This is a genomic window from Nonomuraea glycinis, from assembly GCF_014646515.1.
GTDB classification, from domain to species: domain Bacteria; phylum Actinomycetota; class Actinomycetes; order Streptosporangiales; family Streptosporangiaceae; genus Nonomuraea; species Nonomuraea glycinis.
In genome coordinates this window covers 375,995-395,777 of record NZ_BMNK01000008.1, presented here as the reverse complement: position 1 = coordinate 395,777, position 19,783 = coordinate 375,995, and the positions used below count along the sequence as shown (strand labels likewise).

General features: G+C 72.2%; 14 protein-coding genes. 4 read left to right on the top strand and 10 right to left on the bottom strand.

Annotation, left to right across the window (positions count from 1 at the left end):
* From IEY87_RS24405 to IEY87_RS24390, 4 genes are read right to left on the bottom strand one after another with little or no spacing between them, the layout of a single operon-like run.
* Positions 1-3,792 (bottom strand): SDR family NAD(P)-dependent oxidoreductase, encoded by a 3,792-nt coding sequence (locus tag IEY87_RS24405; RefSeq protein WP_189141068.1) that lies wholly within the window; start codon positions 3,790-3,792, stop codon positions 1-3.
* Positions 3,789-8,507 (bottom strand): type I polyketide synthase, encoded by a 4,719-nt coding sequence (locus IEY87_RS24400; protein WP_189141067.1) that lies wholly within the window; start codon positions 8,505-8,507, stop codon positions 3,789-3,791. The genes IEY87_RS24405 and IEY87_RS24400 overlap by 4 nt, the downstream gene beginning before the upstream one ends.
* A 43-nt stretch (positions 8,508-8,550) precedes the next feature.
* Positions 8,551-9,351 carry an ABC transporter permease gene (locus IEY87_RS24395; RefSeq protein WP_189141066.1) on the bottom strand — a complete coding sequence of 267 codons (801 nt, stop codon included), beginning with the start codon at positions 9,349-9,351 and terminating at the stop codon, positions 8,551-8,553.
* On the bottom strand, positions 9,341-10,171 hold the full coding sequence (locus IEY87_RS24390; RefSeq protein WP_225277570.1) for an ABC transporter ATP-binding protein: 831 nt from the start codon (positions 10,169-10,171) through the stop codon (positions 9,341-9,343). Before IEY87_RS24390 ends, IEY87_RS24395 begins: the two co-directional genes overlap by 11 nt.
* Before the next feature lie 187 nt (positions 10,172-10,358).
* Between IEY87_RS24390 and IEY87_RS24385 the strand changes: the two genes are divergently transcribed.
* The 3 genes from IEY87_RS24385 (at position 10,359) to IEY87_RS24375 (ending at position 12,969) form a co-directional block, all read left to right on the top strand.
* Positions 10,359-11,036 (top strand): phosphotransferase, encoded by a 678-nt coding sequence (locus IEY87_RS24385; protein WP_189141064.1) that lies wholly within the window; start codon positions 10,359-10,361, stop codon positions 11,034-11,036.
* Between the two features lie 72 nt (positions 11,037-11,108).
* Positions 11,109-11,525 (top strand): DUF1707 SHOCT-like domain-containing protein, encoded by a 417-nt coding sequence (locus IEY87_RS24380; RefSeq protein ID WP_189141063.1) that lies wholly within the window; start codon positions 11,109-11,111, stop codon positions 11,523-11,525.
* A 169-nt stretch (positions 11,526-11,694) separates the two neighbouring features.
* Entirely contained in the window at positions 11,695-12,969 is a 1,275-nt protein-coding gene (locus IEY87_RS24375; protein WP_189141113.1) for an acyltransferase family protein, read from the top strand.
* A gap of 120 nt (positions 12,970-13,089) precedes the next feature.
* On the opposite strand, the gene IEY87_RS24370 is transcribed toward IEY87_RS24375, so the two are convergent.
* Genes IEY87_RS24370 through IEY87_RS24345 form a run of 6 tightly spaced genes read right to left on the bottom strand, consistent with a single transcriptional unit; the run spans position 13,090 to position 18,474 of the window.
* A complete protein-coding gene (locus IEY87_RS24370) occupies positions 13,090-13,284 on the bottom strand; it encodes a DUF4236 domain-containing protein (protein ID WP_189141062.1) in 195 nt (64 codons plus the stop codon).
* 55 nt (positions 13,285-13,339) lie between these two features.
* Positions 13,340-13,543 carry a DUF4236 domain-containing protein gene (locus IEY87_RS24365; RefSeq protein WP_189141061.1) on the bottom strand — a complete coding sequence of 68 codons (204 nt, stop codon included), beginning with the start codon at positions 13,541-13,543 and terminating at the stop codon, positions 13,340-13,342.
* Positions 13,544-13,570: 27 nt separating this feature from the next.
* Complete coding sequence (locus IEY87_RS24360) at positions 13,571-15,583, bottom strand: glycoside hydrolase family 127 protein (protein WP_189141060.1); 2,013 nt, start codon at positions 15,581-15,583, stop codon at positions 13,571-13,573.
* Positions 15,576-16,340, bottom strand: a complete 765-nt coding sequence (locus tag IEY87_RS24355) for a carbohydrate ABC transporter permease (protein ID WP_189141059.1) — start codon at positions 16,338-16,340, stop codon at positions 15,576-15,578. Before IEY87_RS24355 ends, IEY87_RS24360 begins: the two co-directional genes overlap by 8 nt.
* Positions 16,337-17,221, bottom strand: coding sequence for a carbohydrate ABC transporter permease (locus IEY87_RS24350; RefSeq protein ID WP_189141058.1), 885 nt, complete (start codon positions 17,219-17,221; stop codon positions 16,337-16,339). Before IEY87_RS24350 ends, IEY87_RS24355 begins: the two co-directional genes overlap by 4 nt.
* A complete protein-coding gene (locus IEY87_RS24345; protein ID WP_225277525.1) occupies positions 17,218-18,474 on the bottom strand; it encodes an ABC transporter substrate-binding protein in 1,257 nt (418 codons plus the stop codon). The genes IEY87_RS24350 and IEY87_RS24345 overlap by 4 nt, the downstream gene beginning before the upstream one ends.
* 153 nt (positions 18,475-18,627) lie before the next feature.
* Here IEY87_RS24345 and IEY87_RS24340 point away from each other — a divergent pair, with 153 nt between their 5' ends.
* Positions 18,628-19,602 carry a LacI family DNA-binding transcriptional regulator gene (locus IEY87_RS24340; RefSeq protein ID WP_229699378.1) on the top strand — a complete coding sequence of 325 codons (975 nt, stop codon included), beginning with the start codon at positions 18,628-18,630 and terminating at the stop codon, positions 19,600-19,602.
* The last annotated feature ends 181 nt before the right edge of the window (positions 19,603-19,783 follow it).

The window sequence follows — 19,783 nt, the reverse complement described above, 5'->3', positions numbered from 1 at the left end:
TCACCCCTCGTCGCGAGAGTCGAGCAGCTCGGCCAGCTGGCGCACGGTCGGGCACTCCAGCAGGCCGGTCACCGGCACGGAGGCGTTCAGCGCCTTGCGGATCCGGGTGGTCAGCTCGATCGCCAGCAGCGAGTGCCCGCCCAGCTCGAAGAAGTTGTCCAGCGCGCCGATCGGCTCGATGGCGAGCACCCGCGACCAGATCGCGGCGAGCGTGGCCTCGGTGCCCTCCCGCGGCTCGACGTAGGGGTTGTTCAGCTCGGGGCGCGGGTGGCGCTCCTGGTCGTCGGCCTCGTCCCCGGCCTCGTGGATGTCGCCGGTGACCCACTGCGCGACGCGGCCGTCCAGGGAGCCGGTCGAGATGACCAGGTGCCCGGCCCGGTCGGCGGCCGACAGCGCCCGCTCGAACACGTCCACGCCCTCGGCGGGCGCCATCGCGAAGTCGATGACCGCACCGCTGTGCCCTTCGACCCGGTCCGGGTCGATGTTCCAGGTGTCCCAGTCGACCGTGACCCACCGGCCCCGGCCCGCCGTACGGGCGACGCGGACGTAGGCGTCCAGCGCGGCGTTCGCGGCCGCGTACGGCGCCAGCGTCATCCCGCCGAGCACGGCCGCGATCGACGACAGCGTGATCCGGCGATCCGCGGCGTGCTCGCCGAGCACCTTCTGCAGCACGTGGAACCCGGTCACCTTGGCGTCCAGGTGCGCCTCGCACTGCTGGCGGTCCATCAGGTGGGCGAAGTTGAAGTACGCCCCGTCCTGCACGCCGGCGCCGTGCACCACCACGTCGATGCCACCGAACCGGGCCACCGCCTGCTCCACCACGGCCCGCATCGCGTCCTCGTCCGCCACGTCGGCGGACAGGGCGAGCACCGTGGCGCCGCGCTCCTCCAGGTCCACGATGTTGCGGATGTGCCGGGCGGCCCGCTCCCCGCCGGGCGGCGTGGCGGCGAGATAGTCGTCCCACTCCTGCCTGGGCGGCAGCTCGCTGCGCGCGGTCAGGACCAGGCGGCAGCCGTACGCGCCGGCCAGGTGCCGGGACAGGACCAGGCCGACGTCACCGAGACCGCCGGTGATGAGCACGGTGTCGCCGTCGCGGAACGGCCGCTCCTCCTGCTCGGGCGCCTCGATCGGGTACTGCTCGTAGTGCCGCACCCAGGTCTCGCCGGCGCGGATCGCCACCGGCCCCTCGTACGCGCAGACGGCCGCCGCCAGGACGGTGGCGGCGTCGGCCGTGTCGTCCACGTCGATGGCCCGGCAGCGCAGCCGCGGGTTCTCCTGGGCCAGGCTCGGCGCGAGCGTCCCGAGGGTGGCGTGCTCCGGGTGGCGCAGGTCGGCCCCGGCCACGCTGACCGCCTCGGGGGTGAGCAGGACCAGCTCGGCACGGGGAGCCGAGCCGGTGTTGTCGATCAGCTCCCTGGCCAGCGCCAGCACCGAGTAGAAGCCGCGCCGCTGCTCGGCCGCGAAGTGCGCCACCGGGTCGTCGCCAGGATCCGCCCCGGCGGCCAGGCTGAAGCCGTGCACGATCGCGCGCGGCGCCGCCACCAGGGAGAACATCACCTCGGCGAGGTCGTCGGCGGTGCCCACCCGGACCGTGTAGTCGCCGGTGTCGTCCTGGTGGAAGCGCTCGCCCGGCCGTACCGTCGTCACCTCGGCCCCGGCCGCCACCAGCCGCTCGACCAGCCTCTCCGCGCGCGGCTCGGCGGCGAGGACCAGCCACGGCCCGGCCTCGCGCAGCCGTTCGTCCAGGCCCGCGACGGGCAGCGGCCGCTGCCGCCAGCCCGGCAGGTACGTCCACCGCGCCCGGTCGAAGGTCTTCCCGGTGCCGATGTGCGGCTGCGCCTGGTCGTCCTGCTGGCCGACCCAGTACCTGCGGCGCTGGAAGGGGTAGGTCGGCAGCTCCACCCGGCGTCCCGCGCCGCCGTGCAACTTGGCCCAGTCGATGGCGCTGCCGGCCAGCCAGAGCCGCGCCACGGTGGCGAGCAGCCACTCGGCGGCGCCGGCGCGCTCGTCCGGCGAGACGTCCACCGTCTCGACGCCGTCCTCCGCATCGCTGACACTCACCCCGACCCCGCGCAGCCCGTCAGCCAGCGCGGCGAGCGCCTCCTCCCGCCCGGCCGCCGCCACGTCCGAGCTCGGGCGCAGGACGGTGTTGACGGCCGCGTGCAGCTCGGCCCACCACCCCTCCGGTACGCCGGAGTCCGGTACGGCCAGCCGTACCTTGGGGTTGCGCCGCTGGGTCTTGCCGTCGATCCAGCGCGAGGAGTCACCCAGGGCGGCGACGGCGTCCGCACGGTCCTGGCACACCACGGCCCGCCGCAGCGCGAAGCCGCTGCGCGAGACCTGCGACGTGAACGCCACGTCCGCGAAGTCGTCGCCGGTGTCCGTGGCGGTCAGGTGGACGCGGAGTCGTTCGGTGAGCGCGGTCAGCGCCCGGTCGTCGGCGGCCGAGAACACCAGCAGGTGCGGGCCGGGCCGGGCCGGGCGGGCCGGCCGCGGCGGGGCCTGCTCCAGCACGACGTGCGCGTTGGTGCCGCCGAGCCCGAACGAGCTGACCCCGGCGCGGCGCGGATGCGGGCCCGCGGGCCACGCCCGGTCCTCCCGCAGCACGGTGAAGCGGTCGTGCGCGGTCGCCAGCGCCGGGTTCGGCGTCTCGTAGCCGGGCGTGCCGGGCAGCACCTCGTGCTTGAGGTTGAGCGCCGCCCGCATCAGCCCGGTGACGCCGGAGGCCCGGTCGAGGTGGCCCAGGCTCGGCTTGACCGACCCGAGCACGCACGGCGTCTCCCGGGCCTGGGTGAACACCCGGTTCATCGCCGCCAGCTCGATCGAGTCGCCCAGCATGGTGCCCGTGGCGTGACACTCGACGTAGCCGACGGTCTCCGGCTTGACCCCGGCCACGCCGAGGGCCGAATCGATCACCTCGGCCTGGCCGTCCACGCCGGGCGCGGTGTAGCCGGCGCGCAGCCGGCCGTCGTTGTTGGACGCCGAGCCGAGGATCACCGCGTGGATGACGTCGCCGTCCGCGAGCGCGTCGGACATCCGCTTGAGCGCGACCGCGCCCGCGCCGCTGCCCATCACGGTGCCGCCCGCCTCGGCGTCGAAGCTGCGGACCAGCCCGTCGGGCGACAGGATCCCGCCCTGCTCGTACAGGTAGCCGGAGGGCTGGGGGAGCGGCGTGAACGCGCCGCCCGCCACCGCCATGTCGCACTCGTAGGTCAGCAGGCTCTGACAGGCCAGGTGCACCGACACCAGCGAGGTGGAGCAGAACGTCTGCACCGACACGGCGGGCCCGCGCAGCCCCAGCTTGTAGGAGACCAGTGAGGCCAGCGAGTCACGCTCGTTGCCGATCGCCGCGAGCAGCGCCCCGCCAGGCTGCGCGGCCAGGTTCCGGATGTTGCGCACGATGTAGTCAGGAAAGCCGCAGCCGCCGAACACCGCGACCTGGCCGGGCACGTCGGTCGGGCAGTAGCCGGCGCTCTCCAGAGCCTCCCACGAGCACTCCAGGAACAGCCGGTGCTGCGGGTCCATCATCTCCGCCTCACGCGGATTGACCCCGAAGACGGCGGCGTCGAAGGTGTCCAGTCCTTCCAGCGGCCCGCCGACGCGAACGTACCGCGGGTCCGCCATGGTCCCCGGATCGACGCCGGCTTCGCGCAGCTCCTCGTCGGTGATCGTCCGCAGCCCTCTGACCCCGGCCAGCAGGTTACGCCACAGCTCACCCACACTGCCGGCCCCGGGAAAACGCCCGGACATGCCGACCAGCGCGACCGCCGAGTCGTAGTCGGTTTCAGTCATGACGTCCTTCCGCTCTTGAGCATGTTGCGTCGCTGGGCGATACGGGATCGCTGCTGTTCGCGCGCCTCGGCCGGCTCCTCGCCCGCCTCCTGGCCCGCGCGGGCCGCCTCGGCGAGCGAGGCGATCGTGGGTGCCTGGTAGAGGATGTGCGGGGGCAGGTACGGCAGCTCCAGCGCCCGCCTGACCTCGGCGATGATCTCCATGCCGAGCAGCGAGTTGCCGCCGAGCTCGAAGAAGTTGTCGTGCACGCCGACCTGCTCCAGGCCGAGCGCCTCGGACCAGACGCCGGCGATGGCCTCCTCCGCGGGCGACTGCGGCTCGACGTACGCGGTCGACAGGTCCGGCCGCGGATGCCGCCCGAACGCGTCGCGCAGCTTCTTCACCGTCGCCTGATGGCTCTCGATGGAGGACTTACGGCTCATCGCCACCATGGGGGCGAAGTCCTGGGTGCTGGCCACCACGTGCCGCTCGCCGCTGGCCAGCACCCGCAGCAGCGTCTGCCAGCCCTGGTCGAAGGTGAGGCCGAAGTTCTCGCGGTACCACTCGAAGTACTGCTTGGAGCCCTCGTCGTAGTTGTCCAGGCCGTCGGTCCAGCCGTTGTACGTCCACTCGCACCAGTCGATGGAGGTGACGGCCACGCCGGGCAGCGCGTCGGCCAGCGCGAAGGCGTCCAGGAAGGCGTTGGCCGCGCAGTAGTCCACCTGGCCCGCGCCGCCGCCCGTCGCCGAGGTGGTGGAGGAGAACAGCGCCAGGAAGTCCACCGGCACCTCGCGCAGCACTTCGGCGAGGGCGAGGGTGCCGCCGACCTTGGGGGCCAGCACCCGGTCCATGTCGGCGACGGTCTTGAACTGCATCAGGCCGACCGCGGGCACCCCGGCGCAGTGCAGCACGCCGTTCAGCTCGCCGAACCGCTCGACCGCGGCGTCGACCGCGCGGCGCACGTCCTCGGTGCGGGAGACGTCGCCGGCGACGGTCAGCACCTCGATGCCGGCCGCCTCCAGGCGGCGCAGCCCTTCCAGCCGCCTGCGGACCTCGCCCACGGCGGTCTCGGAGTTCAGGATCTGGTCCCACTGCTCGCGCGGCGGCACCGGTGTGCGGCCGAGCAGGACCAGGCGCGCCCGGTACTGCTCGGCCAGCCGCTCGGCCATGGCCAGCCCGATGCCGCCGAGGCCGCCGGTCACCAGGTAGACACCGCCGGGCCGGACGGTCGCGGCGGGGGCGGCCGCCTCGATCACCGAGGCGTCCAGCGCCTCGTAGTCGGGGATCCAGCGGTGGCCGCCGCGCAGCGCGACGACCTGGTCCTCGGGGTCGGCCCGCAGCTCGGCCAGCAGCGCCGAGGGCGCGCCGCCGGCCCGCGTGTCGAGGTCGATCAGCCGGGTCTTCACCTTCGGGTACTCCACCGGGATCAGCCGGGTCGGGCCGAGCAGGGTGCCGCGCTCGGCGTGCACCGCCTCGCCGGGGTGCACCCGATGGCTGCCGGCCGTGACGATGTCCAGCGACCAGCCGGGCAGCCCGAGGTCGCCGGCGGCGCGGGCCAGCGCCACCAGCGCGTGCAGGCCGCGCCGCAGGCACTCCTCGGTCGGCGGGTCCTCCGGGCGCGGCGGCGCGTCGTCCGCCGTCCACAGGTGGACGACCCGCTCGGGGAACCAGTCGCGGCCGGCCAGCTCGCGCAGCGCCGCCAGGGTGTCGTCCGCCGAGCCCGGCCGCAGCCGGAAGCCGTCGGGGCCGCTCTCGTAGCCCTCGCCGGGCCGGACCAGGACGACCTCGTGCCCGGCGGCCGCCAGATGGGTCAGCAGCGGCGCGGCCAGCGTGTCGGCGAACCCGGTGTCGGTGTAGACCAGCCAGCGGGTGGCCTCGCCGGCGCGGGCCGGCCGCAGCGTGGTCTGCCGCCAGGTCGGCAGGTGGATCCAGCGGGTGTCGGGCAGCCGGGGATAGGCCTTGGCGATGCTCGTCGGGTCGCTCTCGTCGAACGCCGGCGTCCCGGAGCCGAGGGCGCTCTCGTCGATCTCCAGCCAGTATTCCTGGTGCTCGAAGGGATAGGTCGGCAGCGGCACCCGGCCCGGCGTCCAGCCCGGGTCGTCGTGCAGCGCCGGCCAGTCGACCGGCACACCGGTCAGCCAGAGCTTGCCGACGGCGGTGGCCAGCGCCGCGTCGGCGTCCTGCGGGTCGTTGGCGGCCGGCAGGGTGGTCACGATCAGCGGCCACTGGGCGCGGTCGCAGCCGGGATGGCCGCGGGTCAGCGCGCCGAGCGACTGCCCGGGACCGATCTCGGCCAGGGCCAGGTCGGCGATGCCGAGCACATGACCCAGCCCGGCGCCGAACTCGACCGTCTCGCACATGTGCCTGGCCCAGTAACCGGGGTCGCCGACCAGCTCGGCGGTGGCGAGCTCGCCGGTGACGTTGCTGAGGTAGGGCAGCTCGGGCGGGCGCGGCGTGACGTTGTTCTTGACCCAGGCGGTCAGCTCCTCGGCGACCGGCGCCAGCATCCGGGAGTGGAAGGCGTGCGTGGTCTCCAGCCTGCGGTGGCCGATCCTGGCCTCCAGCAGCAGCGCGGCCGCCGACTCCACGATCTCGGCAGGGCCCGCGAGCACCACCTGCGAGCCGGTGCGCACCGCGACGTCGAGGTCACGCATGATCGGCTCGCCCAGCACCACGCGCAGCCGCCGCTCGTCGGCGGAGATCGCGAGCATCGCGCCCTCGGGCTGGGAGGTGATCAGCTTGGCCCGGTAGGCGACCAGCCGCAGCGCGTCGGGCAGGGACAGCACACCCGCCAGGCACGCGGCGACGTACTCGCCGAGGCTGTAGCCGATCATGATCTCCGGCTTCAGGCCCCAGCGGACGAGCTGGCGGGCCAGCGCGTACTCCGCCACGAAGATGGCCGGCTGGACCAGATGGGCGTCGGTGGCAGACGCCGGCGCGGCGGGCGCGGCCCGGCCGAGCAGCCCGGCCAGATCACCGGCCGGGGCCTGCGCGCGCTCCACGGGTACGAACACGTCCGACAACTGGGCGGCCTCGGTGAGCCCGAGCATGGTCAGGCACTCGTCCACGTCGGCGCGGAAGCCCGGCTCCGCCGCGTACAGGGCGGCCACCATGCCGGGGTACTGCTCGCCCACCCCGGCGATCAGGAAGCCCACCTTCCTGCCCGTCGTCGCGTCGTTGCGCCCCAGCGGCCCGGCCGGATCCGCGAGCCGCCGCGCGGCCTCGCCGGTGGAGCCGGCCACCACGAACCGGCGGTGGTTGAACACCTTGCGCCCGGCCTGCAGCGTGTAGGCCACGTCGCCCAGGTCGTCGCCGGCGTCGGCCAGGCGTTCGGCGAGCCGGGCACAGGCCTGCTCGGCGGCGGCGGCGGAACGCGCGGAGACCGGCAGGATCTGCAGGCGGCGCGAGCGGGCGCGCCGCTCGGCGGGCTGCGGCGCCTCGGTGATGATGGCGTGCGCGTTGGTGCCGCCCATGCCGAGCGAGCTGATGCCGGCGATGCGCGGACGCTCGGGACCGGCCGGCCAGGGCGTGGTGCCGGCGGTGACCCGGAACGGGCTGTCGGCGAAGTCGATCTCGGGGTTCGGCGCGTTGTAGTGCAGCGTGCCCGGGATGAGCTCGTGCCGCAGCGACTGCACCACCTTGATCAGGCCGGTCACGCCGGAGGCCCGGTCGAGGTGGCCGACGTTCGGCTTGATCGAGCCGAGCACGCAGTACTGCTTGTCCTTCGTCGCGCCGAAGGCCCGGCTCAGCGCCGCCACCTCCATCGGGTCGCCGACCTCGGTCGCGGTGCCGTGCGCTTCCACGTACGAGATCTCCGAGGGATCCACGCCCGCCCTGGCGAGGGCGGCGGAGACGCAGCGGCGCTGGCCGTCGATGCTGGGCGCCAGATAGCTGAACTTCATCGCGCCGTCGTTGTTGATGGCCGAGGCGCGGATCACGGCGAGCACGGTGTCGCGGTCGGCCACCGCGTCGGACAGGCGCTTGAGCACGACGACCGCCGCGCCGTCGCCGAACATGCTGCCCCGCCCCTGGGCGTCGAAGGTTCGCACGTGCCCGTCGGGCGACTCCTGCCCGCCTTCCTCCCACAGGTATCCGGTACGGTCCGGGATGCGCACGGACACGCCGCCGGCCAGCGCCATGTCGCACTCGCCGCGACGCAGGCTCTCGCTCGCCAGGTGCACCGCCACCAGGGACGTGGAGCAGAACGTCTGTACGGACACGCTCGGCCCGCCGAGGTCCAGCCGGAAGGAGACGTTCGTGGCCAGCGAGTCCTTGTCGTTGCCGATCATCAGGGCGGAGGTGTCGATGCCCATGGTGAAGGCCCGCAGGCGGGTCAGCAGGTAGCCGCTGATGTTCATCCCGGCGAACACGCCGACGTCGCCGCGGCCGGAGCCGGGGGCGTACCCGGCCGACTCCATCGCCTCCCACACGCACTCCAGGAAGATGCGCTGCTGGGGGTCGGCCAGCGTCGCCTCGCGCGGGTTGTAGCCGAAGAACCCGGCGTCGAAGCCTCGGATGTCGTCGAGGATCGGCCGGGACCGTACATAGTTGGGCTGCTGGAAGGTCGCCGGGTCGACCCCGGCGGCGGTCAGCTCCTCGTCGGAGAACCGCGTGAAGGACTCCACACCGGTGCTGATGTTGCGCCAGAACGTCTCCACATCGGCCGCGCCGGGGAAGCGACCGGCCATCCCGATGATCGCCACCTCTTCCGCGCCCGGTGGTCGCTGCTCATCCATCGACGTGCCCCTCTTCACTGAAGTCGCCATTGCTTACTCCGCCTCAGATCAGCCCGCCGCGGCCCCAGCCGCGCGCCAGCCGCCGGGCCGCGAACGCGCCCGCCAGCAGGCCCAGCACCAGCAGGACCCCGGCCGAGGGCAGCATGCCCGCGAGGTCGCCGCGGACCGCGGCCTGCATCAGGGTCAGCGCCCAGTAGCCGGGCGAGACGTACGCGGTCGTCTGCGCCCACTCGGGCATGATGCTGAGCGGCACCAGGGCGCCGCCCAGCGAGCTGATCGTCAGCGCGCCCACGTCGCAGATCACGCTCAGCTCGCCGTGGCTGCGCACGATCGCGGCGAGCAGCGCGCCGAGGGAGAGCAGGGCGAAGGCCCAGATCACGATCGCCAGCAGTACGTAGTGCGGCGCGCCCGGCACCGGCAGCCCGATGACCAGGACGCCGTAGATCAGGAGCACCGACTGCTGCACCACCATGATCACGAAGATCGGCAGGATCTTGCCCAGCAGCAGCTCCGCGGAGGCCGCCTTGCTCACCCGCAGCCGGTCCCAGGTGCGCCAGGTGCGCTCGGACAGGATCGCGTTGCCCGCCAGGGAGATCGCGAACACCGAGAACATCACCATGAGGCCGGTGGACACCTGCGTGGCGCCGCCGTCCACCGCCCGTACGTAGAGGGGCTTGAGGACCAGCATGAGCACCATCGGCATGACGATGTAGCTGATCGCCTGGCCCGGATCGCGTAACCGGATGATCGTGTTGTGCCTGGCCACGGCGGCGATGCGGTAGAGCGCGTCGAAGGTGCCCCCCGTGCGTGGCGGGGTGTCGATCAACGCGGTGTCAACTGACATGGTGGACCGCCAGGGAGTTGTAGAGGTCGTCCAGGGACGGGTGGCGCACCTCGACCGAGCTGATCGTGCGGTCGAGGCGGCCCAGCAGCTCCATCAGGGCCGCCGTGGGCTCGGTGGTCGACAGGACGATCTCTTCCTCGTCCTCCAGGACGACCCGCACCTCGCCCGGCAGGTCCTTGGCCAGCTCCTCGTAGGTGCCCCTGGCGATGACCCGGCCGTTCTGCGCCACCGCGATCGTGGCCTGCAACTCGGTCAGCTCGGGCAGGTAGTGGGTGGTGTAGACGACGGCCGCGCCCTCGCCCGCCCGCTGTTTGACCACGTCGAGCATGGCCTGCCTGGTCTCCAGGTCCGCTCCGGCGGTCGGCTCGTCGAGCAGCAGCAGCGCCGGCCGGTGCACGAGCGCGGTCGCGGCCTGGGTGCGCCGCTGCTGGCCGCCGGAGAGCTTGCCGGTCCTCCTGTCCATGATGTCGGAGAGTCGCAGGATGCCGGCGAGGTCGTCGATGGCCGCGCGCAGCGCGACCGGTCGCAGCCCGGCGAGCCTGCCGTAGAGCTCCAGGTGCTCGCGCACCGTGACGGAGGGGTAGAGCGCGATGTGCTGGGGCGCGACGCCGACCTGACCGCGCGTGGCGGACGGCGCTCTGCCGTCAATGGTCACGTGACCGCTGTCCGGCCGGATCAGACCGGACACGATTTCCACAAAGGTCGTCTTGCCCGCGCCATTGTGCCCGACCAGCCCCACAATTTCACCGGCCGCCACGTTCAGCGAGAATCCGTCGAGGGCTTGTACCGTGCCGTACCGTTTGACGAGATCGGTTACCACCAGCAATGTGTCACCTCCTCGGATGCCACACATTCGCAATTGAATAATGCCGATATGCGCGATTGCCCGATGTTCCTCCTTACGATAGCGATGAACACCCTGAGGGCCGGTGGCAACAAGTTGCGGGAAAAAGCGGCCAATGGCCGCCCATCCCAGTCGGACATCCTTACTGCCTAATCTGACAAATATGCGCGTGGGTACTTTGATCGCATCCGGGCTCGACTGCCTCGTCTTCGAGGCGGGCGCCGGCAAGGTCGTCAAGCGCTCCCGCGACGGCCGCAGCCTGGAGCGCGAGGCGTCGGTCATGCGGCACGCGCGCAGGCACGGGTTCCCCACGCCGGAGGTCTTCGACACCGACGGGCCCGACCTCCTCATGGAACGGCTCGAAGGGCCGAGCCTGAAGGAACTGGCGCTTCAGAAGCCCGGCGACGTCGCGGAGCACGGCCGGCTGCTCGCGGAGCTGCTGCGGGCGCTCGCGGGCGTCCGCGCGCCCGGCTGGCTCCAGGCGGCCGAGGGCTGCCCCGGCAACCGCCTGCTCCACCTGGACCTGCACCCGGCCAACGTGATCCTCACCGGCGACGGGCCGCGGGTCGTCGACTGGGCCAACGCCGCCAGGGGCGCACCGGTCGCGGACGTGGCCTGCACCTGGCTCATCCTGGCCACCACCGCCGTGCCCGAAGCGCGGCGGGCGGACTGGCGGCCGGCCATGCTCGGCGCGTTCCTGGCCGGCTCCGACACCGCGGCGGCCCGGCCGTACCTGCCCGTGATCGCCGGACGGTGGCGCACGGACCGCACCATCGAACCGGCGGAGCAGACCGAGATCGACGCCTTCCTGGCCGCCCAGCGTCCCGAGGCCGCCGAATGATCGCCACGCACCGCACCGCTTCGCTTCGCCGAGCGCCGCTTCGGCGCGCACCGCTGACTGAGGGGGAGCAGAATGGACGAACAGCCCGAGGTACGGGCATCGGACGGCGACCGGGAGTTCGCCGCCCAACGGCTCCGCCTGGCGGTGGAGGACGGCTCCCTCGACTTCACCGAGTTCGACGACCGGGTGGGCCTGGCCTTCCAGGCCGTGACCCGCCGCGAACTGGACCATCTGACGGCGGACCTGCCACCCACCGCCCCGCAGACCGGCACGCCCGCGCCGCTCCCGGCCGCGGTGCCCCGCTGGCTCAAGGTGGGCTGGGCGGTGTGGGGCGCGGCCGTCGCCATCGGGGTCGTGAGCTGGGTGGTGGCGAGCATCCAGGCGGCCTGCCCGCTGGAGTTCTGGCCCAAGGACCTGCTCGGCCCAGGACTCGTCCTCCTCATCGTGACCGTGGTAGCCGCCCGTCGGCGCCAGCCCCCGAACCAATGATCGTCAACCGGCGCCCGGCAACCGCGCGCCCGCTTCCGGCGCCAGGCCCCCGACCAGTGATCGTCAACCGGCGCCCGGCAACCGCGCGCCCGCTTCTGGCGCCAGGCCCCCGACCAGTGATCGTCGGCCCGCCCTCGACAGCCGCGCGCCGGTGCCAGGCGTGCGGCCGATGATCGTCGACCCGCGCCCGGCCGCGCCCCCGGAACGCGCCTCCGCCACCCGGCGTAGTGAGCTGGACTCCATTCGGGTGCTGGTGGTCGTCGGGCTGGTGTTCTTCCACTCCGCGCTGGTCTTCGCCGCCGACGACGACTTCTACGTACGCAACGCTGAGACGACGGGCGCGACCTTCGTGCTGTCCGCGCTCGGGGTGGTGTGGGCGATGCCGATGCTCTTCCTCATCGCGGGCTTCGGCGCCTGGCACTCCCTGCGCCGGCGCGGCCCGGCGGGCTTCGCCACCGAGCGGCTGCTGCGGCTCGGCGTGCCGCTGGTCTTCGGCACGCTCGCCCTCGCCCCGCTGCCGCAGTGGCTACGGTTGCGGGCGGACCCCGGCTACCACGAGTCCTACCTGGCCTTCCTGCCGCGCTTCTTCGACGTCCGCCTCGACCTGGCCGAATACCCGTTCGTGCTGCAGGGCGAGCACTTCGAGACCGGGCACCTGTGGTTCATGCTGCTGTTGCTGACGTTCGCCCTCATGCTCGCGCCCGTGGTGCGCTGCTTCCCCGCCGCCGGTGCCCGCCGGATCGCGGGCCGGCTCGTCGCCGTGGCGGGCCATCGGGGGGCGGCGCTGCTGCCGGCCGTCCCGGTGTCGCTGCTCAGCGCGCTGGCCGGGCTGGAGGAGGAGTACGCCGGGTGGAGCCGCTGGGCGTACCTGCTGTTCTTCTGTTACGGCTTCGTGTTCGCCGGCGACGACGGCTTCCGGGCCGCGATGCGCCGTGACGCGCGGCTGTCCGCCATGGCCGGCCTGGCGCTGCTCCTGGTCGGCTTCCCCCTGTTCCTGCTCGCCGGCGGCGACCCTTTCACCGACCTGACTCCCCAGGCGATCATCGCGCGGGGGATGTACGGCGCCGCAGGATGGCTGCTCCTGGTAGCGATCCTCGGCCTACTCGACCGCCGTACCCCCACCCCGACCCAGACCCCCACCCCGTCCCACCCGACCGGCGCTTCGGCCTCCATCAGCGCCCCACCGCGTGCCTCGACCCACCCCACCGGCGCCCGCCGGAAGGTGTACGCCTACCTGGCGGCAGCCGTGCTGCCTCTGTACGTCCTGCACCAGCCGATCGTGGTCGTGGTCGCGTACGGGGTGGTCCGGCTGGACGCGCCGATCGCCGTCAAGTACCCGCTGATCGTGGCGCTCTCTCTCGTGCTCACCGTCGCCGCCTACGACCTGCTGGTACGGCGCACCCGGGTCACCCGTTTCCTGTTCGGCATGCGCGACGGCCACTGACGGCCGACGCCACGGCAGAGTACGTCGCCGGGAGCTCGCTGACCAGGTCAGGGCGCGGACTCATGGAAAAGCCGGCGGGGACACCTCGGATGAGGTGTCCCCGGCCTGGGAGAGGGGGGCTCAGCTCCGTGAGCGGCTGCTGAGGTGCTTGCGCCAGTGAAAGCCGCCCGGCAGGTTGACCGACAGCGTGCGGCGGCCGTCCGCCGAGTGCGTGATGCGGAACAGCCGGTTGCCCCAGCTGTGTCCCACGCCACGGCGGGACAGGTTCAGGCGGAACGGCCCCTTCTTGATCGACTTTCGGTAGCTCCAGCCCATGGTCGCATTCCTCCAAGAGTTGGCGAGGACCATCGACTACCCACGGATTCCGGCTTTAGTAATGCCGGTAATGGCGGCGCTTGCCGAAAGACTTACCGACCTGGAAACCTCCGGGGAGGCGAACCGTCAGGTGGCGACGGCCGTCGGGGGTCGTCGTGACGTGGAAGCGGCGGTTGCCGAAGCTGTGACCGACACCGTGCCGCGACAGGTTGACGCGGAACGGGCCCACCTTGATCGACTTCCTGTAGTGCCAGCCCATGACCCTCCTTCGACTCCGGATCGTCTCTCAGCTGAACGACCGGGAGCCGGGTGAGGTTCCGTGGGCGTCGCCGGCGGCCCTTCCTGTGGTGACATCCGCGGGCTCGGGGGCGGGGTGCACGGCGTCGGCCTGGTCGGCCACGGGCAGCCAGACGCGCATGGTGGCCGGACCGCGGTTGCCCCAGCGGTGGTAGGGGATCAGCCGCACCGCCGTCCCGCCCCCGCCCGCGGGCCACCGGTACGGCGCGTCGTCCGGCTCCGAGCCGTACGGCCACGCGTCCGAGTCCGGCGACCCGGCGACCCCCTCGACCTCCAGCTCCACCGTTCCCGCCGACGGGCGCTCGGCAGGCGGCGCCGGCACGACGGCCAGCTCCGCGAGAGGCGGCTCGTCGCCGACGGATTCCGCGCAGTAGACCAGCGGCCCGCGCTCCACCGCCGCGCACCCGCGAAGCGCGTCGATCCGCCGGTCCGGATACGTCCACCGCGCCGCCATCGGCAACTCCAGCCACACCTCCTCACCCGCCCGCCAATCCCGCTCGACCACGACGTAACCGGGCTCGACCAGCCGCCCGGCCTCCGAATCGCTGCCCCGCGAGAAGCCGCCGTCCCTCGCGGCCTCCGAACCGCCGCGACCGCCGAAATCCCCATCGCCGCCGGTGGCCGGCGCGCCGTACCGGAGGGTGGCCCCCGTGGCCCAGGTGGGCACACGCAGGGAGATGCGTCCACTGCCGCCCGTCAGCACCCGCACCCGCACCCCGCCGGACCACGGGTACCCGGTCTCCACCCGCAGGGCCAGCTCGCCCTGCCGGATCTCGCCCGGCGTGTACTGATGAATCTGGACATCGCCGCCCGAGCCGGTGGCCACGTAGGCGGCCAGTGAGGCCAGGGTGCGGGCGATGTTGTTCGGGCAGCACGACACGTCGAACCACGGCGAGCGCAGCCCGCCGCCCGCCGCGTGGCCGGCCACTCCGGTGCGCGGCTCGGCGGGCACCCGTACGGCCAGGGGGTTGGCGTAGAAGAAGGAGCGGCCGTCCAGCGCCACCGAGGCGGCCACCACGTTGTACAGGGTCCGCTCGGCCAGGTCGGCGTAGCGGGCGTCGCCGGTGGCCAGCAGCAGCCGGTGCGACAGCATGACGGAGGCGACGCCCGCGCACGTCTCGGCGTAGGCCCGGTCCGGCGGCAGCTCGTAGTCGTCGCCGAACGCCTCGTCGGCATGGCGGGAGCCCATCCCGCCGGTCAGGTGGGTGCGCCGGGCGACGGTCCGCTCCCACTGCGCCTCGACCGCCTTCAGCAACTCCTCGTCACCGGTCTCCACAGCCACGTCCACCGCGCCGCACGCCAGGTAGAGGGCCCGTACGGCATGCCCGCGAAGAACCGGCGCCCGCCGTACGGGCAGGTCGTCCTGGAAGTACGCGCGCCCGAGATGGATCTCGCCGAGGGCGGGCAGCCCGCGGCGCTCGACGAAGCGGCGGGCCATCTCCAGATGGCGCTCGGCGCCGGTGGCCCGGTAGAGCTCCACCAGCGCCATCTCGATCTCGGGGTGCCCGCACGTCCGGGCGTCGTCCATGAACCGGCGGCAGACGTGGTCGGCCGCCCGCATGGCCACCTCGGTGAGCTGGTCCGGGCCGTGGGTGCGGAGCCGGGCCACGCCGGCCTGGATGAGGTGGCCGTAGCAGTAGAGCTCGTGGCCCCACTCCAGGTCGGTGTAACGGCTGCCGCTCCAGCGGGTGTTGAGGTAGCCGTCGCCCTCCTGCGCCCTGGCCACCGTCTCGGCCAGCGCCGGCAGCTCGGGGTGGTCGGCCCAGGCCATCGCCTCCAGCAGTTTGTAGATCTCCGAGTCGCTGAACTCGCGGCCCCGGCGTGGGCGCTCGCCGCGGAAGTTGCCGATCCAGCCTTCGCGCTCCATCCACTCCTGGCAGTGCGCGATGGTGACCTCGCGGTTGAGCGCGACGCGGTCGCCCCAGAAGCCGGGCGACAGGCGTACCGCGTCGAGGCCGAGCGGGGACAGCGCGCCCGAGGAGGGCAGGACGGGGTTAGCCACGCAGAGCTCCTGACATGAATCCGCGCACGTAGTGGCGCTGCAGCACGATGAAGAGGATGAGACAGGGGAGGGCCATGACCACGACGCCGGCCTGGAGCATGCCGTAGTCCACGGTGCCGAACGTGCCCGACGTCATGCTGACCACGGCCACCGGCAGGGTGAACGACGCGCCGTCGTTGAGCAGGATGAGCGGCGCGAAGAAGTCGTTCCAGGAGGCGAGGAAGGCGAACAGGCCGACGGTGATCAGCGCGGGCCGTACGGCGGGCAGCAGGATCCGGGAGAACGCCCGGAACGTGCCGCAGCCGTCCACCAGCGCCGCCTCCTCCAGTTCGCGCGGGACGGACTCGAACGCGTTGCGCATCATGAACAGCGCGAACGGGAGCTGGAACATCACGAACACCAGCGACAGCCCGACCAGCGAGTTCTGCAGCCCGAGATACCCGAGCAGCACGTACAGCGGGATGAGGATGGTCGCGTACGGCACCATGAGGATCGCCAGCGTGGCCAGGAACAGCAGGTTCTTGCCGGGGAAGTCGAAGCGGGCGAAGGCGTAGCCGCCGAGCGCCGACACCAGGAGCGTGCCGCCGACGGTCATCACCGAGACCAGCACGCTGTTGGTCGCGTAGGTGCCGACCCCTTCGCCGTACTCGGCCATCCTGAGATAGTTGGCCGGCTTCTCCAGCGAGGCGTAGCCGCTCCACAGCAGCGGGAACAGGAACAGCACGGCCAGCGCCGAGAGCGTGGTGTACCTCCTCAACGCAGCCTCCGCATCATGAGGGTGTTGAGCCCGACCAGCCCGGCGAGCAGTACGACCGACAGGGCCGCGGCGCCGCCGAGGTCGAAGCGGAAGAAGGCGTCCCGGTAGATGACCATGACCATGGACACCGTGCTGTTGTCCGGGCCGCCGTTGGTGAAGATGAAGAACTGGTCGAAGGCGAGCAGCGAGCCGGTGACGCTGAGGATGAGCATCAGGGCCAGCGTCGGGCGCAGCAGCGGCAGGGTGATCCTGGTGAAGATCTGCCACCGGCCGGCGCCGTCGCTCCTGGCCGCCTCGTACACCTCGACGGGGATCGCCTGCAGGCCGGTCAGCAGGATGAGCATGTTGAACCCGGCGAAGCGCCACAGCACCAGCGTGATCGTGGAGAACAGGGCCATGTTCGGCGTGCCGATCCACTTCACCGGCTCGTCGATGAGCCCCAGCGTCCGCAGGATCGGGTCGATGGGGCCGAAGTCGGCGTTCAGCATGCCGTAGAAGAGCAGCGCGGCGGCGGCGAAGCCGACCGCGCCCGGCAGGAAGAACGCGGTGCGGAAGAAGCCGACGCCCGGCCTGCGCTCCTGCACGAGCAGGGCCAGGCCGAGCGCGAGCGCCGACAGCAGGACGGTGGTGATCGCGGTGTACTTGAGCGTGAAGAGCACCGAGTCGACGAAGAGCGGGTTGCCCGCGATCTTGGTGTAGTTGTCGGGGGCGTTGAGGGTCGCCGGCCCCAGCAGGGGCCAGCGGTTCAGCGACATCCAGACCACCAGAACCAGCGGGGCGACGAACAGCACCCCGACGATCACCGCGGTGGGCGCGGCGTAGAGCCAGCCCTGCGTCTTCCTGCTGTGCCGTAGGGAGCTGTGCCGGAAGGAGCCGGTCATTGCGTCAAGGACTTCGTCACCTCGGCGTTGAGCTGCGGGACCTTCGCGGCGTCACCGAACACCGCCTCACGGGCCAGCCGCAGCCACGGCCCCTGCGGGTCGTTGAAGGTCTGGCCGAAGCGCAGCGCGTACGGCGTCTCGCCCTTGGCCACCAGCGAGTTGATCAGCACCACGCGCGGGTCCTCGGCGGAGTACTTGTTGCCGGCCAGGTCCGTACGCGCGAGCACGTCCTTGTTCTTGGCCATGACCTCCACCTGGGCCTCGTCGGAGACGGTCCAGGACAGGAAGTCCCAGGCGGCGTCCGCGTTCCGGGTGGTGGCGGAGACGCCGATCGAGTCGCCGCCGACGAAGGTGGACTCGCCGCCGTCGGGGCCGGAGATGGGCGCGACGCCGATCTTCATGTCGGCGGGCATCACGCCGAGTGTGGTCGACGGCATCGGCATGACGCCGATCTCGCCCTGGGGGAAGAAGCCGGCCCAGGTGGGTCCCTGCTCCTCCTTGGCGGTCGGGCCGGTGACGCCCTTGTCGTAGAGGCCGCGCCAGATCGCGAACACCTCCGTCATCGCCGCCTGGTCGTTCAGCGAGGTGGTGCCCTCGGGGTTCATGACCTGGCCGCCGGCCGCCCAGACGGACGGCCAGAAGGTGAAGACGTAGCAGCCGCCGCAGTTGCCGCCGAAGAAGGTGCCGTGCACCTTGCCGCCCTCGCCGAGCTTCTCGTCGATCGTGGTGGCGTGCTCGGCGAACTCCTTGAGCGTCTTCGGCCCCTGCTCGGGGTCCAGCCCGGCCTTGGCGTACAGATCCTTGTTCCAGAACCAGACGGACAGGTCCAGCGTGTGCGGCAGCGTGTACTGCCGGCCGTCCATCGTGCCCAGCTTCATGTGCGAGGGGGCGAGCTTGTCGCGGTACGGCAGCGCGGCGATCCGGTCGGTGAGGTCCAGGAACAGGCCCTGGGAGGTGTAGTTGGGGACGAAGATCACGTCCGAGGCGAACAGGTCGGGCAGCTGCTTGGCGCCGGCCGCGGCCGCGACGCGCGGCTGGTAGTTGTCCGTCGGGATGACGGTCAGCTTCACCTGGTTCCTGTGGCCGCTGTTGTAGGCCTTGACCAGTCGTTCGCTCTGCGCCTGGGTGGCGGCTCTGGTCCACATGGTGATCGTGACGGGCCCGTCGGCGGGTTGCTCGGCCCCGCCACCTCCACAGGCGGTTGTTAACGCTAACAGGGTGACGATGGCCATTCCGGCGAGCCGTGGTCTCATGGTGTGACTCCTTCGGTCCCCCGTGGACTAAAAGGTTTTCGGAAACGTAAGAGAAACCTGTGGGCATGTCAATGGCTGTTAGGGTTCGGCCTGGTATTCAGGTGACAGAAAAGGGTTTCGAATATGGTGGATAGGCGGGCGACCATCAGTGACGTGGCCTCCCTGGCGGGGGTGTCGATCGCCACCGCGTCCAAGGCGCTCAACGGGCGGCAGGACGTACGCGACTCGACCCGGCAGCGGGTGCTGGCCGCCGCCGAGCAGCTCGCCTTCCAGCCCAGCCCGCTGGCCAGAGGACTGCTGACCGGGCAGACCCGCACGGTCGGGCTGCTCACCTCCGACAGCGCGGGCCGGTTCGGCATCCCGGTGCTGCTCGGCGCGGAGGACGCGTTCGGCGCGGGCGAGATGGCGGTGCTGCTCTGCGACGCCCGCGGCGACGCGATCAGGGAGCAGCACCACCTGCGCGCGCTGCTGTCGCGGCGGGTGGACGGGCTGATCGTGGTGGGGGAGTCGACCGACCCGCGGCCGTCGGTGAGCAAGGACCTGCCGGTTCCGGTCGTGTACGCCTACGGGCCCTCCGACGACCCGTCGGACGTCTCCTTCGTGCCCGACGACGTGGGCGGCGCGATGCTGGCGGTGCGGCACCTGCTCGCGCTCGGCCGGCGCAGGATCGCGCACGTCACCGGGCCGGTCGACTACAAGGCCGCCCGCGACCGGGCCGAGGGCCTGGCGGAGGCCCTGGCCGAGGCGGGCGTGCCGCAGGCCGGGCAGACGCTGTGGGGCACCTGGTCGCAGCGGTGGGGCCGGCACGCGGCGGAGATGCTGCTGCGCGCCGAGCCTGAGCTGGACGCGGTGTTCTGCGGCAGTGATCAGATCGCCGCCGGGTTCGTGGAGGCGGCGCGCGAGCTGGGCCGGCGGGTGCCCGACGACCTGGCGGTGGTCGGCTACGACAACTGGGAGGTGCTGGCCGCCGAGACCCGCCCGCCGCTCACCACGGTGGACCCCGACCTGGAGCGGCTCGGCAGGACGGCCGCCCAGCACCTGTTCGCGGCGATGGGCGGCAGGGCCACGCCGGGCGTGCACCGGATGGCCTGCCGCCTGGTGATCCGGGACTCCACCGCGCGGATGTGACCGCCGCGAGCCGCTGGGGTGTGACCGGCGCGAGTCGCAGGGGTGTGACCGGCGCGAGCCGCAGGGATGTGCCAGGCCCGGGTCACCGGCTCGTCCGGCGTCGGTCGCGCCGCCCCGTCGTGTAACGCGACCGTAATCGGAGCGCCCCTTGACGGGACCTGTTGTTAACGTTCACAGTCAT

Coding starts and splice junctions, on each gene's coding strand:
- IEY87_RS24345 (WP_225277525.1), bottom strand. CDS start 18,474: ATGAGACCACGGCTCGCCGGAATGGCCATCGTCACCCTGTTAGCGTTA.
- IEY87_RS24375 (WP_189141113.1), top strand. CDS start 11,695: ATGATCGTCGACCCGCGCCCGGCCGCGCCCCCGGAACGCGCCTCCGCC.
- IEY87_RS24350 (WP_189141058.1), bottom strand. CDS start 17,221: ATGACCGGCTCCTTCCGGCACAGCTCCCTACGGCACAGCAGGAAGACG.
- IEY87_RS24405 (WP_189141068.1), bottom strand. CDS start 3,792: ATGACTGAAACCGACTACGACTCGGCGGTCGCGCTGGTCGGCATGTCC.
- IEY87_RS24365 (WP_189141061.1), bottom strand. CDS start 13,543: ATGGGCTGGCACTACAGGAAGTCGATCAAGGTGGGCCCGTTCCGCGTC.
- IEY87_RS24385 (WP_189141064.1), top strand. CDS start 10,359: ATGCGCGTGGGTACTTTGATCGCATCCGGGCTCGACTGCCTCGTCTTC.
- IEY87_RS24395 (WP_189141066.1), bottom strand. CDS start 9,351: ATGTCAGTTGACACCGCGTTGATCGACACCCCGCCACGCACGGGGGGC.
- IEY87_RS24380 (WP_189141063.1), top strand. CDS start 11,109: ATGGACGAACAGCCCGAGGTACGGGCATCGGACGGCGACCGGGAGTTC.
- IEY87_RS24370 (WP_189141062.1), bottom strand. CDS start 13,284: ATGGGCTGGAGCTACCGAAAGTCGATCAAGAAGGGGCCGTTCCGCCTG.
- IEY87_RS24400 (WP_189141067.1), bottom strand. CDS start 8,507: ATGGATGAGCAGCGACCACCGGGCGCGGAAGAGGTGGCGATCATCGGG.